9 protein-coding genes are annotated in these 17,277 nt (G+C 59.0%); 4 read left to right on the forward strand and 5 right to left on the reverse strand.

What is annotated here, in order from left to right; genetic code table 11:
* Positions 1 to 33: 33 nt before the first annotated feature.
* Entirely contained in the window at positions 34 to 1,782 is a 1,749-nt protein-coding gene (locus tag AAF358_10115) for a serine protease (protein MEM7705896.1), read from the reverse strand.
* A 361-nt stretch (positions 1,783 to 2,143) separates the two neighbouring features.
* On the opposite strand from AAF358_10115, the gene AAF358_10120 reads away from it, so the two are divergent.
* Entirely contained in the window at positions 2,144 to 3,325 is a 1,182-nt protein-coding gene (locus AAF358_10120) for a hypothetical protein (GenBank protein ID MEM7705897.1), read from the forward strand.
* Between the two features lie 81 nt (positions 3,326 to 3,406).
* Here the strand turns inward: AAF358_10120 and AAF358_10125 are convergent, their stop codons facing one another.
* Together AAF358_10125 and AAF358_10130 are read right to left on the reverse strand one after the other, a co-directional pair.
* Positions 3,407 to 5,014, reverse strand: coding sequence for a hypothetical protein (locus AAF358_10125; protein MEM7705898.1), 1,608 nt, complete (start codon positions 5,012 to 5,014; stop codon positions 3,407 to 3,409).
* Positions 5,015 to 5,184: 170 nt separating this feature from the next.
* Complete coding sequence (locus AAF358_10130; protein ID MEM7705899.1) at positions 5,185 to 8,376, reverse strand: Ig-like domain-containing protein; 3,192 nt, start codon at positions 8,374 to 8,376, stop codon at positions 5,185 to 5,187.
* Between the two features lie 262 nt (positions 8,377 to 8,638).
* Between AAF358_10130 and AAF358_10135 the strand changes: the two genes are divergently transcribed.
* Both AAF358_10135 and AAF358_10140 read left to right on the forward strand, forming a co-directional pair.
* Positions 8,639 to 9,424, forward strand: a complete 786-nt coding sequence (locus tag AAF358_10135) for a TIGR00266 family protein (GenBank protein MEM7705900.1) — start codon at positions 8,639 to 8,641, stop codon at positions 9,422 to 9,424.
* A gap of 146 nt (positions 9,425 to 9,570) precedes the next feature.
* On the forward strand, positions 9,571 to 11,367 hold the full coding sequence (locus tag AAF358_10140) for a serine hydrolase domain-containing protein (GenBank protein MEM7705901.1): 1,797 nt from the start codon (positions 9,571 to 9,573) through the stop codon (positions 11,365 to 11,367).
* A gap of 41 nt (positions 11,368 to 11,408) precedes the next feature.
* Here the strand turns inward: AAF358_10140 and AAF358_10145 are convergent, their stop codons facing one another.
* Together AAF358_10145 and AAF358_10150 are read right to left on the reverse strand one after the other, a co-directional pair.
* A complete protein-coding gene (locus AAF358_10145; GenBank protein MEM7705902.1) occupies positions 11,409 to 12,641 on the reverse strand; it encodes a hypothetical protein in 1,233 nt (410 codons plus the stop codon).
* Complete coding sequence (locus AAF358_10150; protein MEM7705903.1) at positions 12,616 to 14,022, reverse strand: MBOAT family O-acyltransferase; 1,407 nt, start codon at positions 14,020 to 14,022, stop codon at positions 12,616 to 12,618. The genes AAF358_10145 and AAF358_10150 overlap by 26 nt, the downstream gene beginning before the upstream one ends.
* A gap of 393 nt (positions 14,023 to 14,415) precedes the next feature.
* Between AAF358_10150 and AAF358_10155 the strand changes: the two genes are divergently transcribed.
* Positions 14,416 to 17,154, forward strand: a complete 2,739-nt coding sequence (locus AAF358_10155) for a hypothetical protein (GenBank protein MEM7705904.1) — start codon at positions 14,416 to 14,418, stop codon at positions 17,152 to 17,154.
* The last annotated feature ends 123 nt before the right edge of the window (positions 17,155 to 17,277 follow it).

Here is a 17,277-nt window from a genome sequence, read left to right on the forward strand (position 1 = left end):
GACAGACCCGGAGCGGGCCTGTCCTTTGCGACCCTACGGCCGGCTGAGAGTGAAGGTGTAGCTGCCGCTGCCGGAGTAGGAGTAGATCCGCCAGTAGTAGTAGCCCGACGCGCCGTTGTAGCTGATCGACTCGTTCGAGCTGCTCGACTGAGACACGGCTACGCGGCTCCAGCGGCCGGTCCAGCGGTACAGCGCCAGATCAAAGTCGGCGTTGCCGGGGCCGGTGAGCGTGCCCTGATGCAGACCCGCAGCCGACTGGTAGTAGGTGCCGTTCGGATGCACATCCCGATCGCCGCGACCCGACAGAAAACCCGTGTAGGTTTCGCCGCCCGGCGGTGTCGTATCCGGATCCAACCACTGATCAACGCGATCAAAATACGCCGCGAGCGCCCCGTCGACGGTCGCGTTGCGGCTGTCACAGGCCGCTGAGGGGTTCGGACCACAGCCCCCGGAAAGCTGACCCACCACCTGGCCGGAGGCGTTGAGAACCGGGGAACCGCTAGAGCCGCCCTCGGTAGCGCCAATCGCGTCCGTCGAGTAGATCCAGTTGCCGCGCGGCCAGGAGCCGCAGGTGCCGATCGACGTGCTTACATCGTGTCGGCTATAGGCTTGCGGGGCGCCTTTGGGATGACTGATCCGAAACAGATCACGGCCGTTGGAGTTAGCCACTGGGCTCGCCGTCCAGCCAAGAAAGGTACTGCCGGAAGGTGCCGCCTGGTTGAGCTCCAGGAGCGTGTAGTCGCTGGTGGATCGGCTGCTGAGCACCGTAGCGCCGCTGGTGCGCGGCACCGCGCCGTTCGGGTTATAGCAGGCCCCGCCACAGCTCGCGCCAAACCGCCAGAATGCCTCCATGCTGGATGCTTCAGCCGAGGTGCTCAGACAGTGGTTTGCGGTCAGAAACAGCGGCACCTGGGTCGAGCTGTCCGTGTCGTTCAGCAAACCGCCACTGCAGATAAAGGTGCTGCCGCCGCTGACGAACTGGATATGCGCAACGCCGTCTTTGGTGCTTTCCATCTGCGACCAGTCGCTGTTGTTGTAGCAACCGCCGTTTTCCACGCAAGACTCGTTGAAGCTGCAAAAGGCCTTTTCGCCAGTTGGGTTCAGCGCGCCAGCGACCTGAAAGCGGGGGCCAATGTGAGCAACCTGGGCGATCTGAAAGTTTGCTGACTCGCCCTTGACGTCCGCCGGCAGCCAGAGCTGCAGAAACGCCTCGTCACCGGTGATGGTTTCGGTCCAGAACTCGCCGTTTTTGTTCGCCCCGTCGAGCGCGTAGGGGCCAAAGACTTCGCCAGCGAGGTTATAGAGCGAAAGGCTCGCGCCCTCAGGCAACGAAAAATCGGTGAAATGCAATTTCAGAGCCGTTGCGCCGGGCGACATCACCCCGCCCTGCCAGGCGATGGTGCCATTCTCCGGCTTCAGCAGCTGACCAAAATCTGCGGTGCCTTTGCGTTGAAAATCCAGTAGGTCGACCCGCACGCCAAGCGGCCGGACTTTGCCGGATTCCAATGCCCGCGGCGCCGCCCTCAACTCATCTTCACAGCCAACCACACATTCGGCTTCACCGATGTCGACGCGATCAGCGTGGGTGAGGCTGATTTGGCCAAGTTTTTCGGTTGCCAGCGTTTGGTGGCGTTGAAGCAGCTGACTTAGGTGCGCCGCTTTCGCGTCTATGGCGGCTTGGGAGACCGGGGTGGTCAGCGAGGGTTCGGTGAAGGTTTCAGGGTATTGCGCAAAGGCTGCGCTGCTGGCGACAAGCGCCGCCGTCAATAAAGCTGGTTTCATAAAGACTCCCGTCAGGCGTTGGGGGCCTAACCCGTAGCGGGCTAGACCCGGGATTACTCGTCCCTGAGTCTGAAGTCCTGGGCCTTTGGTCAAGAAATATTGACATCTTTGACCGTTCAGCGACCTCAACTATACGGCTTTTTTCCCCCCAAACAGCAAAATTCGTCACAGAAATCGTGAAGGTTTTGTGATTTACGGGAATTTGTCCATTCGTGCTGATTCGAGACTGGTTTTCCAGGTCCTAGTGAGGACCATCCGATAAGCATTAAGCCAAGTTTCAAATGTGGCGCCACGGGTCTGCGAACAAAGTTGGCCGGATGTCCGCGCGGGTTTCGATTTAGTCATAGGAACGGAGAATTCTATGGCGAAGCTCGACAGGCACCGTAAGGCAGCGGCGCTCGTATTGATCATGATGGGCAGCATTGCGGGCGCGCAAACGGGGCCTTTCGAAATTGTCCCGTCGCAAACCAGTCAGGTTCTGGAGGCAAAGCCCGAGGACTCGACCGATACGCGACAGGAACGTGGCCCTGATGAGGGAAGCTGGGCGGCGTCACTGAACGCGTTATCCGGGCCAAGTACGGCTGGGCTCCAGAGCCCTTACGCGATAGTGACCCATCAAACACACATCGGGCCGTCGCGGATCTGCGGTCAGGGCACCGGAGCATCCGCGTTCGCCTATGCGATTTTTTCTGAGCGTACGACCGGAAGTTCGGCCGCCTCTACCACCTTTTCCGTCACGTTCGATGTGGCGGAACCCACCCGGGTTGCTGCACTGATTCGTTCTCGAAGCATCAGCGACGCCATCGGGTCATCGCCCGGCTCCGGACGGCTGGCCGGGCCGTCTGGGACGCTGCTGCAGATCACCGGGGTGGAAGACTTTCAAACCGGCGAATTTACGCTTGTGCCTGGGCGCTACACCTTTGGCTCTGGAATATCCGGAGGAGCGGTCTGCGTCGCCAACAGCTGTAACGTTCGCAATACGGGGAACTGGCAGGCCTCTCTCCGCGTGCTGCCGCCGGACGGCACTCCAGGTTCCAGTGAAGCCGTGCCTCGATTGCCCGACGACATCAGCGACAGCAACGACGAGGGTGAGGCCTTCGTTAACGAACTCGGGGGACTGCGCCTGGAATCACAGAGTCAGACCTGGGAATTCCTGAACCTGGCCAGCGACAGCTGGATCTCATTGCTGCATCCAGGGCAAAGCCGATTGTCCACCATAGGAGATGCGTTGATTACCGCCGTCACGCTGCCTCAGAGTGGATTCACCGGCGCGGCAAGTGTGGCGGTGGGAGACGTTGTGATCCGGGCCAATCCTGGGGAGACGATCACGTTCGCGGACCTCACTGCCGAGCTGGGCGCCAATGCCCTGTCGGACAACGGAGCGATCGGTGTGATGGCTTTTGACCTCACGCTATCTCCAGACCGAAGCTGCGGGGACGCCGCGGAACTGTCGCTGCAGTTGTCTTTCAGTCGGGGAACCAGCGACGCGGCCGCGGCGCTGATTTATGGAAATCTATGGTTTTTCCGCGATGGATTCGAGTGACGGACTATCAGGGCCGCCGTGGCTCGAGTGTGCCGTGCGGGTCAGACTGTCCTGACCCGCGTCGCGGAGCACTCACTCCCGTCACTCAAAGCCGTCGGCAAACAGATCGTCACAGCGGATGTCGGCGCTAAAAAGCTCTTTGACACCCTGCGTGTTCTGATCTGCCAGGTACACAACGCGCATGCCGTCCAGCGTCTGTTGAAAGTCGTCGTTAAAGCTTGCGCCAACGGCAGCACCGTCAGGCAGAGGCGAGTTGATCCGCCGAACCGGACCAGGCACATTCAGGCTTACGGCGAACAGCTCACGCTGGCCGTCGATCAGGAAGTCGCCTGAGAAAACCAGCTGCTGATTGTCGGGAGTGATTTCGAAGGTTCGGATATCCCCGCCCGGAACGCCTTGGCCGGTGATCGGTCGATCGTTACTGCCGTCAATTGACACGGCACGGACAACCCGAAAACCCGGGCCTACGCCACCGGTGGATACGGCTGCGTAGGCGATCTGTTGGCTGTCGGGCGACACGACAAATTCATCGGTTGTGCCGATGGTGTTGGGGTCTCCGCTGAGCTGGATCAGGGGGCCGCCGGCAATTGGGACGGTGAATATGCGCTGGGCGCCATCAATGAATGCTTCATAAACCACTCGATCGCCGCTGAGCACAAACTCCCTCACGCTGTCCGGCGAGTTGGATTCAGTCAGGTTGACGGGCGTGCCCCCGACGATCGGGACGCTGTAAAGGTTCTGCTGTATCGGCTCCAAATAGACGACCTGTCCCGAGTCGGCGCTGATGACGGGGTCCCGCGCCGAATTGGTGATTTCGGGCCCGCTAATTTTGACCGCGGTACCACCGGCGATGGGTACGGCAAACAGTTCAAGCAGGTTACTCTCCTGGTCGGCGCGATAGACAACCGTTGCTCCGTCGGGCGAGATGAGAACGTCGGAGGATACGCTGCCTCGATCGTCCGGGTTTTCGTTGAGCTGGACTCGATCCCCTGTCGTAAGATCGGCGCTAAAAAGATTCGTTCGAAACGATGTGCCGTCAACCCGAAACACCACGTAACGGCTGTCGCTTGAAATCTCAAAGCGTCGGTCGACGTCAGCGCTGGCATCCGCCGGATCGCTCAGCTTAGTGACGTTCCCGCCGTCAATATCAACACGGTACAGCTCGATCTTCTGATCAACCTCCTGATCGGCGGCGTAAGCCACTGTCGTCCCATCAGGGCTGATGGCAAACGCTCGTATATCCCCTCCTTCAACCATGGAAGGATTCAGTCTGGTGAGGGGGCCGCCGCCGGTAGCGGTACTGACGCTGAATATTTCGTCCTGATCTAGCGTTTCGAAGTCTCCCACGATAACCACTCGACTCGTTGGGATGGCGAGCTTAGGTAGCCCGTTGAGGAATCGTCCCGGGATCCGGTCAATGTCGAAAAGAGTAGGCGGCGCGCTACCGTCTTGCGGCACCGTCAGCGCATCGAACTCCTCGTCGAGAACTACATCACTCAGGAACAGCACCCGCTCCGTACCGTCCAGCGCAACCTGAAAACCGGGGACTTCCTGATCGGGCCCGAGCGGCGCGTTCAGCCGAACGTTTTGGCACTGAAGCGGCACCGCCGTCTCGCCGGCAAGAGCTGCCGAGTAGGGAACGAAAAGGGCGGATAGAGCGAGGAAAAGCCGGGGTCGAATGAAAGTCACTGAGGTCACCATTGTTGTCTCTCTTTCCTGTAGCGCAGTCCGGCACAGAAAGGGATCAAGGAAATGGCGAGAAGAATTAGCTTAGGGTTTGGGCCTTACCAGTCGATTATGAGGCGCCCGAGTTGTCGGCGAAGCTGCAATGTGCTGCTTCGCCGACTGACTAGAAAGTACTACTCGAACCCGTTGGCGAACACGCCGTCCACGTTTTCGATTAGCTGAGGCAACGTGTAATCAAACAAGATGCCGCCAAGCAGTTCGTCTCCGATATAGCCTTCAACGGCAAGGTCGACCCGGTCGCCGCCGAGGTTGCTGGCGCTGGGATTGAGCGTCAGCGTGACGATTTCGATCTGCCCTGCATCGAGCGTGATGCTTCGATCGCTGAGTTCGTAGGTCCAGTTGCTCGGGATGTTCAGCGGCTTGACCACCAGATCGACGGTCTCGGTGGTACTGCGATCGTGGCCCAGCCGGAAATCGTATGCCACCGGATCGAGCTCAGGCTCAGGCATCAGCCCTTTCCCGGCAAACTTGTTGGTGGTCGCGCCAAAGCGGCTCACCAGACGATTGCCTTCTGCCAGAACTTCGTCTCGGGTCTGGCGAATCACGCCATAAAAGCTCACCGTTCGAAAGTTGGTCTCTTCCAGAACGCTGATGGCGTCGGCCAGCCGCTGATCGATATCCGCCTGAGGCCAGCCGGAATCCAGGAGGTAGTCCAAGTCGCTTTGCTCAAAGCCGACCGTCTTCAGGCTGGCTAGATAGGCCTCCTGTTCATCGGGCGTCGTCAGCTCGTCGGGGATTCCAGCAGCCTGGACCTCAATGAGGTAGTTGTCGATCGCCGCGGCCAGCTCGAGCAGCTTTTGCCCTTCCAGCAGCGATAGCTGGCGGAAGTAGAAGTATTGAGTGTCCACCCACTGCTGGTCATCAGCCTGAGCGGCCCATGAGAGCTTCTGGCGGGTCTCACCGTTGGCCGTGATCAACCCGCTGATTTCCGCGCCAATTGCGGAGAGCTCAGTCATCGCGGCGGCCAGCCCGGAGGTGATTTCTCCACCGGCACTGAAGGTCGGCGGCGTCACCGTCGGGGGAAGCGATCGGGTGGTATAGAGCGTCGAGGTGGCCAGACCCTTATTGAAGGTGAGGTTGGTATCCAGGCAGCGCTTGACCTTGCGAGACTCCCGGTCGACGTTGCGAAAGTGCTTGCGGACGCCGCCGAGCCCAAGCTTGGTCGGAATCAGGCTGGTCGGTTTGAAGTCGTTACAAGAACGCGGGTTCTTGTTTTTCTGGAGTCTGAAGGAGCTGCCGCCCTTGCTGGTTCCGCTGCTAAAGGAAACCAGCGCCTCCACGCATTGATGACCGGTCATGGTTGGCAGGAAGAATCCCAGCGCGTCCCACGTCTCGCCGGGATCCAGGCTGCGATTGACGGTGTCCACCGGCGTGAAAGGCACGCCGATATGCAGCCCGCTGACGCCATACTGCACTTCTACGTCGATGGGCGTGGACCGCGTGTTGCGCATGGGCACCGTAAAGTCCACCGGGAATCCGGTGACGAAGGGCGGTCTCTCCAAAACCAGATCCACCCGTGCGTAGGGCGTGCCGTTAGGATCTACCAGTCCACCGGTATCGCCGGGACCTTGCCAGAAACTCAATCCCCCAGACCCCGCGACCTGATCATCGTCCGTGAGATTGGTTGCGCTGATCGAGGCAAAACCGGTTTCCGCGGAGGTCATGATCGCGATGGTCTGGCCGTTCGCATCGGTGAGTGCCAGGGGTTGCTGAATCGTCCCCAGGGTGGACTGAACCTCCACCATCTTGCCGGCCAGCGGGTTGCCCGCGAGATCCCTCAGGGTCACCGTAACATCCGCTTCGCTGATGCCGTCAGCGATTACAAAGCGTGGCTCTGCGCTGATCTGGGACCGATTGGTAACCTCTCCACTGAGCGATGCCAGCCAGGGACGGTATAGCACCCCGGCAGTCACGCTATCGCCGAGGCCGGCGTTGGTGTCGCCGGCGCCACAGGCGCTGTCGCCATCGTCTGAATCGGCGGGCCCGCCCGCGTCACCCCAGAAGTTGCCTACCGCGTCGATGCAGGAGTTTCGGGGAAAGTTGTTCCTGATAGCGCCGAACAGGTTATTGACGATCGCGTTGCCTCGCAGAGAAGCACTACTTTCGCAGCAGCTGAAGATTCCCAGGCCAAGGTTGTTCGACAGGCTGGAATCGCGCAAATAGAGGTCTCCGCCGAACTGGTAAAAACCGCTGGACTGGCTGAACTCGATCGAGCTGTTCGATATGGTCAGCGTACCGTCGTCGTTTTGACGGATCATGCCGGTGGTATCGGGAGAGCTGTCGGTCTCGCCGCCCCAGCTGATGTGCACATGCTCCAGAACACTGTCGGTATTACCGGCGAATAGGAGCTGCCCCCAGTAGTCGCTGGAATCATCAATCCGGGTGATCGTAATGGGCTTGGCTTCCGTGCCTCGCGCCAGCAGCGTCGCGTCGGTGTTCGAGCCAATGACAATGGTTTTCTCCGGCCGAACCAGCAGCGTCACGCCGGGATCCAGCGTCCAGCGTACGGCGTCGGGCGTCAGCCCGGTAGTGCGGACGTAGATACCCTCGGTCAGTTCGTACGGAATACCGTGGTCCTGCCAGGTGGCATGCTGAAAAATGCCGCTGTTGATGCCGCTGCCCACCTCAATGCGCTGCACCCCGTTGTTGTTGAACGAGTTGCTGCCGCCAAGCCCTCCCAAGGCACCTGCGTCAGCCAGGATCGGGGCGTTGGCAGAATCGTTGATGGTGACGTTGGTGACGCTCGGAGGCGTGACGTCGTTCTCGTTGTGCTGCAGATAAAAGCCGTAGGACCCGCTACGATTGATTGTCACGTGATCGACCATCGGCATTGCAAACGGGCTGCCGAAATTGTCCTCAAATTCCAGCGCGGCTGTTTCTTCGCTGGCGTCATTGCCGCCGCCGTCGTTGAGGATCACGTGGCGCATGATGGAATTGGGCAGCAGGTCGATAGCCAGCAGGATCTGATCCCAATTGATGTCCGGATCCAGCGCGCTGAACACGATCGGCTGGCTGGCGGTTCCCTCAGCAATCAGTCCGCTGCCAGTCGCCACAAACAGTCCGGCGGTGGCATTACACATCGTGATCTGCGTGCCGGGCTCGATGGTCAGCGTGCCGCCATTGCGCATCGTCACCCGCTGGTTGAAGAAGACTTCACCGGAAATCGTAATGTCGTCTTCAAGCAGGCCCGCTAACGTTGGGTTGCTGCAGTCGAAAACGCCCGCCCCTGCTGGTGCCGCCAGCGCAATCGCTGCAACTGCCAGTATTCCCTGGGCAAGCCCCGTGGATGTCCACTTCCTTGTCATAAGCCGTCTCCGATTCACAATTCACGTCCGTTTTTGCGCAAGAAATACGCACCGATACTTTTGAAACGAATTGGTGGCTCAAAACACGACATGGTATTGCCAGCGACCCCAGGAAACAGGCTGAGGGGCGTGCTTAAGTCGTTTTGACGACATGGATCGCGGATGGGCTAGGCGAAATCTGACGTCCGGCCTATGATCCTCCGGCAGTTTTTCCGCCAAAATGGGCAAATTCCCAATACCCCCGCTTTAGAAAGGAGCAGCTATGCAGTGCCACGAGGTTGACTATGAAATCTATGGCGACGATATGCAGATCGTCGAAGTTGAGCTGGACCCCGGCGAAACCGTGATTGCCGAGGCCGGCGCCATGAACTACATGGAGGACGGCGTCAGCTTCGAGACCAAGATGGGCGATGGCTCAAAGCCTTCGGGTGGCGTGCTGGACTCGATCATGAATGCGGGTAAACGCGTCTTGACCGGCGAATCGATCTTTATGACCCATTTCAGCAACTCGGGCGCCGGCAAAAAACGCGTGGCGTTCGCTGCGCCCTACCCGGGAAAAATCATTCCGATAGAGATGGCGGATATGGGTCAGGAACTAATCTGCCAGAAGGATGCGTTTCTTTGCGCCGCTTACGGTACAAGCGTGGACATCGCGTTTAACAAGCGGCTCGGCGCCGGCTTTTTCGGCGGTGAGGGGTTTATCCTCCAGCGGCTCCGCGGCGACGGCAAAGCCTTTATCCACGTGGGTGGGACGGTCATCAAGCGCGAGCTCCACGGCGAGACCCTGCGCGTCGACACCGGCTGCCTGGCGGCCTTCACGCCCGGCATCGACTACGACATCGAGCGGGCGGGAAACCTGAAGTCGATGGTGTTCGGCGGTGAGGGACTGTTTCTCGCCACGCTTCGGGGCACTGGTACCGTCTACCTTCAGAGCCTGCCGTTCTCCCGGCTCGCCAATCGTGTTATGCGCGCCGCATCATTTGGCGGCGGTTCAAAAGGCGAGGGTTCTATTCTCGGGGGCCTTGGAGATCTATTCGGAGATCGGTAAAAAGCCTTCCAGAAATACCCTCGACACAAAAATGAACGCTCGGCGCCCGCTAACAGTCGGTGCCGAGGCCCCACTCGCGCATGCCGCCGGCACCTAAGTGTGCAAAGTAGCGTCAACGATATGGGCAGGTGATCGTTGATGGAAGTATGAGAAAGCGGGCATTTTTTACTTTTGTTGCCGGACTCATAGCCGGCAGCACGGCTTTCACGGTTCTGGCTGGCACACAATCGTGCGCTTTCGACGGCGTTGCCGCCGAGGTCGAGGCGCTTCTTGCGCGCTATCCAGCGATCCCCGGCGCCGGCCTGCAGCTTGGCTACGCTGATGAGATCGTTTTTGAGCGCTATTGGGGGAGCTACGGGGCCGATACGGTTGTACCGATTGCCTCGGCGACAAAGCTGCTGTCGGCCACCGCGCTGATGACCGTCGTGGATGACGGACTCATCGACTTGGACGCCAGCGTCGATCGCTATCTGCCTCAGTTTGACGGCGCGAAGGGAACCATGACGGTTCGTCAGATGTTCTCCCACACGGCGGGCATGCCAAGCAACGCAGAGCTCCTCAACAGCAGGGTGCTGAACGCGCGCAATGGCTTGACGCTCGAAGAGGCGGTTGATCTGCTAGCCTGCTGCGAGCCACTTCTTTATTCCCCAGGCGAGGGTTTTGCCTACGGCGGCGCTTCCATGCACATCGCGGGTCGGGTGGCCGAGGTTGTCACCGGTCAGGATTGGTTTGATCTGTTTCTTAAGCGTTTGGGTGAGCCGCTGGATCTGCAAACCACCGATTACAACGGCCTTGGCGTAACCCGCAACTACCGCATCGCCGGCGGCGCACAGGCCAACCTTCGCGACTATGGGCGTGTCACTCAGCTGCTTCTGGCGGAGGGGCGTTTCGGTGACCGACGGGTTCTCTCACAGGCCGCCGTGCGCATGATGCGGGCCGACAACGTCGGGGACCTGCCGATCCTCTACGCGCCGCCGCAGGTGCCACAGCCGGTTCGCTACGGGATCGGCGGATGGTTAAACGAGGACGATGGCACCATAGCCGGACTCACCAGCCCAGGTGCCTTTGGCTTCACCCCGTGGATCGAAGATGACCTCGGCTACTACGGCGTGCTGATGGTCGAGGATTCGAATACCCAAGTAGCTCCCTTTGCCTCATCAATCCGCGAAGAGGCGCGTGGGGTGTTTGCCAATGCCTGGTGCGGCGAACAGCCCCGTGCCGTCACCGAAGAACCTGGGCTCTGGTTCGATCGCACTCGCCCGGGCCACGGTCTGGATCTCCAGCGCTACGGCGACGGATACGGCGGAATTTTCTATACGTACGACGCAACAGGTGCACCCGAGTGGTATTGGCTCGACCTCGCTCTGACGGATCAACGGCTGCCGGGCTCAGTACTGCGGTTCGAAAACCAAGGCGATCAAGAGATGCTCAATGCGGTCGCGAACACTGTTGGCACCGTCGATCTGGATTTCGGCGAGACCAGTCGCTGCGGGACGGGCAGTGCCAGCTTCGACTGGTCGGTAAACAATGAGTCGGGAACCTGGTGCATCGAGCCCCTGCTCACGACGGAAAGCCTGCCACGTACCAATTCAAACGGCACCTGGTGGAACGGTTCTGCCGACTCAGGGTGGGGATTGAGCGTCTACGCGGACGCCGAGCAGTCCGTCCGCATCATCTACTACTATGACGAGAACGGCGTTCCCGTCTGGGCCTTCGGCCAGGAGCCGGCTGACGCCGACCGTTTTGAGGTCCTCGCGATGACGGGTTATTGCCGGGATTGTCCGATCGCCGAGGTGCTCGGTGAGCCTATCGGTTTCTACCAGGGCGTCGTGCCCGGCCCGATACGCGAAGGAGAAACGGGCGGGCCCGCGGCTGAGCTTGAGTTGACTAACTGGGCACGCCCTTCTTTTGTGCCACGCATTCTGTCGAATCCTGCCTGGTGAGGAAATTTCAGGTACGTCGACAGATCAAAAACGCTTCCTTATCAGTTCGGCGCCGGCTGGGTCAGTAGCTCCGCATACCGTTCCACCAGAAAATCGGTAAACGCCACCGCACCCTGGTATCGGTTGAGGTGGGTGGTATCGCTGAACATATCGTTCGAGACGGGCTCGATCACCTGGAAGTCTCGAACCGGGAGGCCTGTCTCGGCTTCAATCTGCTTAATCGCCTCCGCTTGGCGTACAAGCGCTTCGGGCGGATTCTTAATCCAGTCGGTATTTTTCGGCAGCATGATGATCTCGACGTGGTCAGAGATAGCTTTGAAGTTTTCCACGATACGCACGAACGCCGACACCAGCTCAGCATCGAAATGCAGCTCCTCAATATCCGCACTCTGGACGCGATCGAGCCGGTCGACCGCCATACGGTAGTCCGTTGTGATGAGATCGTAGTACTCGTCGAAAAACTCCAGCGTTTCTGCCGGCCGCTCGGCCTTAATCGTGCCGCCTCCCTGCCACGGGTAGTACCAGTCCGATCCATCGAAATCCGGATACTCCTCGCCAAATCTCTCGCCAAGCACTCTGAGAACCTCCCTTAACCTCTCTTCGGCGGCTTCGTCACGTTCGAATGCAACTCCATCATCCGAGCGCGGGGCACGAAAGGGTTCGCCCCAGAGAAACGTGGTAATCATCTCCGCAGAGATACCGTCTCGCAAATAGCGAATCAGCGACATGCGAATGCCGGAGCCGGGATCGTCGAGCGTGAAATCGGCCAGCTCAGCGGGACTTGCCAGAAGCGCAACGTAAGACTCCTCCAGCGGCCTTTGGAGATTACGACGGGAGACGGTGGTCTGGAACGGATTGAACTCGATCATGACCAGCTTGAGCCGCCGGTCATTCGCCTCAAAATCCTCCCGGATTCGTCGTGACAGGTAGTCCTGAAATAAGGGGTTAAGTCCGCCAAAACCGAAGTTGAAGGATTTGACCGAGCCTCCATTTTCCGCAATGGCAAGGTCGAATTCTCGCGGAGAAAATCCGGCGTCGGTCATTGAAGAGCCAAACATCATGACGAGCTCCTGCGGCTCGCTGACAATCCTGGGTATCGCATTTCGAGCTTCTATAACCCGCCCCAGAAGGCTGCTTGAGCCCGCGCCCAGCGCCATAACGAGACCCTGGACCAGCGCCAGCGCGATCCCCATCCCAAGCAAGACGGTCAGAAAGATGCGGACGAAGATCCCCCGCTGCGCTTTCGCGTCAGAACTGGAAGTAGATGAATTCACTGCTCGGTTCTCCAGTCATGAGGCAAAGCCCCTGGAAAAAGATCAATACGGGCCAAAACAACCATTTCCGGTTTTCAAACGCCTCGCCCTTGCGGATCACAAACCAATCCTGAAGGTGCATCCAAAGGACGGCGACAACCGTTGCGATAAAAACGCGCCCGGCTACCGCCCCCTGCTCAGGCAGCGCAGCGAGAGTGTGCAGGTTCAAGAAAATACTCCAAGCGTCATCGATAGAATGCGCGCGAAACAGCACCCAGCCGATGAGCACCAGGTAAAAGGTCAGCGCCCACTTTAAGAGGACGACAACTCGGGAGGTTGAGTTAGCAAAGCCGCTAAACGCCTGCATGCTGCCGAAGTAGTGGGTGGCAACAATAATGAAGCCGTGGAAGAAGCCCCACGCTACGAAGGTCCATGCAGCGCCATGCCAGAGACCGCCCAGAAGCATGGTGATCATCACGTTGCGAACTCGCTGATATTTGCCGCCCAGCGAGATGTAGAGGTAGTCACGAAGCCAGGTTGACAGTGAAATATGCCAGCGACGCCAGAAGTCGACGGGCGACACCGCAAAGTACGGCAGGTTAAAGTTGGGTGGGATCTTGAAGCCAATCATTAACGCAATCCCAATCGCCATATCGGTGTAGCCGGCAAAGTCGCCGTAAATCTGTCCGGCAAAAGCCAACGTTCCTGTCCAAGCCTCGATCAGGCTCACGGGCCCATCCGCCTCAAACAACACCGCCGCCGGAATGGCCAGCAGATCCGCAATCGTCTTCTTAATGAGGCCTGACGTGACCAGCAGCATGCCGTGCCTGGCACCGATCCAGGTGGGAACGGGCAGCGTGTGAAACTGCGGCAGGATCTGGCGCGCGCGGAGAATGGGGCCGGCAACAAGCTGCGGAAAAAACGCCAGCGCGGTGGTGAAATGAACCAATCCACGACGCGGTTCCATGTCGCCCCGGTAGACGTCGATCGTGTAAGAAAGACTTTGGAAGGTGTAGAACGAGATTCCGACCGGCAACACCCACGAGAGGGTCGGCACCGTCGCCTCCATCCCAAAGACCAGCAGGAAATCGGCGACCGACTCCAGTGCAAAGTCAGCGTACTTGAAGAGCCCCAGAATACCGAGATTGACCACGACCGACGCAGTCACTAGGAGCTTTTTGCGCCGCTGATCACTCGCCGCAGCAATGGCCAACGCGAGGTAGTAGTCGATAATCGAGCTGCCAACCAGGAGCGGGATGAACTTGTAGTTCCAGGCCCCGTAAAAAACGAAACTCGCGACAAGAATGAAGTACAAGCGAGGCCGCTTTTGCACGAGCAACAGCCCGTAGATCAGCAGAAATACAACAAAGAAAACGAAAAAAATCGGGGTGTTGAAGAGCATTAGTGCGGCGGTTGTCCTGAGATTGTTGTTTGACGCCGTGGCCCGGTTTTCGGTTTGGGCTTGGGAGAGCGAGTAAACCGGATTTGCCAGCCAGACGGCCAGTGCCAATAGCTTGCTCGGACCGCGCCTGGTTGGGACGAAAGCCAAAGCATGAGAACCCCGCCACAACTAGGCTTCCTAGACAAACCAGCTGGTCTCGCCCACCCGCTCTTCGCGTCATACGCCCAATGACAGCGGATATTCACACGCCAGCACGACTGGTTTGTGCGGTTTTTCGCTCGGTGTCATTGAGGTAGTTAATGACACGAGAGTTTGCGTCTCCGGCTAGGAACTGCGTGCGCTCTTGCTCGCGTTGACAGCGGACCGGAATCGGGAGGCCAAGGGATTGCACCTATGGATAGAAAACAACTCCAGCGCCGCCTGGCGCTCGCCATTTCTATCGGCCTTGGGGCCGGCAACGGCGCGGGCGCCCAAGAGGCCATAGAGCTTCGATTTCTCGATGGCTCGAACGGCTTCTCCCTCAACGGTGTGGAGATCAATAGTGGATTGGGTGGCGGCGTAAGTGGTGCCGGTGACTTCAACGGAGACGGTTTGAACGACCTGTTAGCCGGGGCCGAAAATCTGGCGCGAGGTAGTACGTCTCTGGCCGGCGGCGCATACCTGGTGTTTGGTTCAGCAGCGAGATCTCAAGCGAGCATTGGTATGAATTCCCTAAACGGTATCAATGGGTTTGTGTTTGGTGGAGAGAACAGTCTTGACGGAACGGGCCGCTCGGTCGGTGGGGCTGGTGACGTCAATGGTGATGGCCTTGACGACCTTATCATCGGTGCTCGAGGCGCTGACCCGGGCGGAAACTCTGGCGCGGGAATCAGCTATGTGGTTTTTGGGCGGGAAACTGGCTTCCTAACAACCTTCCCGCTTTCTATTCTCAACGGTAACGTCGGATTTGCTATCACCGGCGAAGCGGAAGGTGATCTTTCAGGAATAGCGGTGAGCGGTGCTGGTGATGTTAACGGCGATGGGTTTGATGATGTGCTGGTAGGTGCCTCTGGCGCTGACCCAGTTGGAGGTATGGCTGCCGGCAGGAGCTATGTTGTATTCGGCAGCAATACCGGCTTTTCCGCGGAGCTGAACCTCACTTCACTCAATGGCACCAACGGCTTTGTCATAGACGGCATCTCTACGAACGACTTTTCAGGATCTGACGTCTGTAGTGCCGGGGACGTTAACGGGGACGGTTTCGACGATTTGCTGATCGGTGCGCCGTACGCCAGTCCCAACGGACGAATCAACGCGGGTGTCAGCTATCTGGTGTTTGGGTTTAACAACCTCGCCATCAGCCAAATCAGCCTGTCGGGACTGTCTGGAACGAACGGCTTTGCCATCCCGGGCATCTTATCCGGTGATAATTTGGGACGTGGAGTAAGCGGGGCTGGCGACGTCAACGGCGACGGTTTTGAGGACATTATCATCAGCGCCGACAATGCTGACGCGGGCAGAGACATTCTTCAGGGTGTGCAGGGCCGGTTTGCCGCCGGAATTACCTACGTAGTGTTCGGAAGTAATACGGGGTTCTCAGCCAGTCTGAATCTCGCCTCGCTTGATGGCACTAACGGCTTTGCCATCAACGGCGTCAATGTGGCCGATCGATCCGGCTCGTCAGTCAGCGGCGCCGGCGATGTTAATGGCGATGGTTTGGACGATTTGCTGATTGGTGCTCCGTTCGCTGATCCTCAGGGCAATTCACAGGTCGGCGTCACCTACGTCGTTTTCGGATCCCAAGATGGATTCCCCGCCAGCCTGGAACTCGGCTCGCTTAGTGGGCCTGAAGGGCTCGCCCTCAACGGTTTTTCCGGGTCTGTCTCTTCCGGCTCTTCAGTCAGCGGCGTCGGTGATGTCAATGGCGATGGCATTGATGATGTGCTGATCGGAGCTCCGCTTGCGGATCCAGGTGGACTCAACGAAGGCGCTGCGTTCGTCGTGTATGGCAATACCGCACCGATGCGGCGAGCCCAGGTCAGCCGACTATTCCCGCAGCTGGAAGATGAGTTAGAGCCACTAGGCAGCCCGCTGGATACGACGCTAAACACCGCTTACCTGGACATCGACCCGTTCGGCGGAGCGGCGATTATTGCTGATCAAAGTTCGAGCAGCCAAGGGAACTGGCAGTTCAGCGCTGACGGCGCCACGTGGACGGACGTGCCCCTGTTGCTCGGTGATGATCGCGCGTTGGTCCTGGCCGCCACGGACCAGCTGCGTTTCTCTCCGGCTCGCGACTATTCCGGCCAGCCCGGACCGCTAAGAGCTCGCCTTTGGGACGGCCGGTGGCGTGATCCGGGACTCAGCGTGGATATCACCAGCGCCATCGGCGCGCTCGGTGGCTTTGCGACCGACGAAAACCTGGTGGACGTCACGGTTGAGATCATCGACGTCAACGATCCGCCAAGTTTTGCCGCTCAGAACCCCCCGGCAATCAATGAAGATTCAGAAAACGCCACGATCCAAAATTGGGCATCGTTCAACCCCGGCCCGGCGAGCGAGGCCAATCAGTTTGCTTTGGCGTATCAGGTTGAAAATATTTCCAACCCAGGCTTGTTTTCTGTATTGCCCACCATCGGCGCTCTCGGCAATCTCGTTTATGTACCTGCTCCCAATACCAGCGGCAGCAGTTCCTTCGATGTCAGGGTGGTCGATTCGGGCGGCATGGCCAACGGTGGCGTCAACGTATCGGCGTTTCAGTCATTCAGCATCACGGTGAACCCGGTCAACGATCCGCCTCAACTCACGGCAGAAGATCCGCCGACGGTGCCTCCAAATTCCGGTCCTCAGTCTGTCGCAAACTGGGCCACGTTCGACCCCGGCGCCCCTGACGAGCTTCAGCAGCTGCCGAGCTTTGTCGTGCTCAGCGTCGAAAACGCCGATCTTTTTGCAATACCGCCGGCAATAGATGCTGCCGGCAACCTCACCTATACCCCAGCTGTTGGCGCGGAGGGTACGTCCGAATTCACTGCCCTGGTCCGCGACAACGGCGGCACCGAAAACGGCGGAAGGGACAGGTCGACGCCCCAGACGTTTACCGTACGGGTACTAACGGATGAGGTTTTCGCCAACAGCTTTGAGTCACGACCCTGAGGCGCCTTGGGTAAATTGGGTCAACTTTATTCGAAGCGGCTGAGCGTTCATCAGTAAGTTTACGTGGCCTTTTTGTGGCGTTAGGTCGGCCAGAGGGTTGTAGCCAAGGCCTCGACCCCGATG

It is taken from the genome of Pseudomonadota bacterium, from assembly GCA_039033415.1.
In the GTDB taxonomy this organism is placed as follows: Bacteria; Pseudomonadota; Gammaproteobacteria; order Xanthomonadales; family SZUA-38; genus JANQOZ01.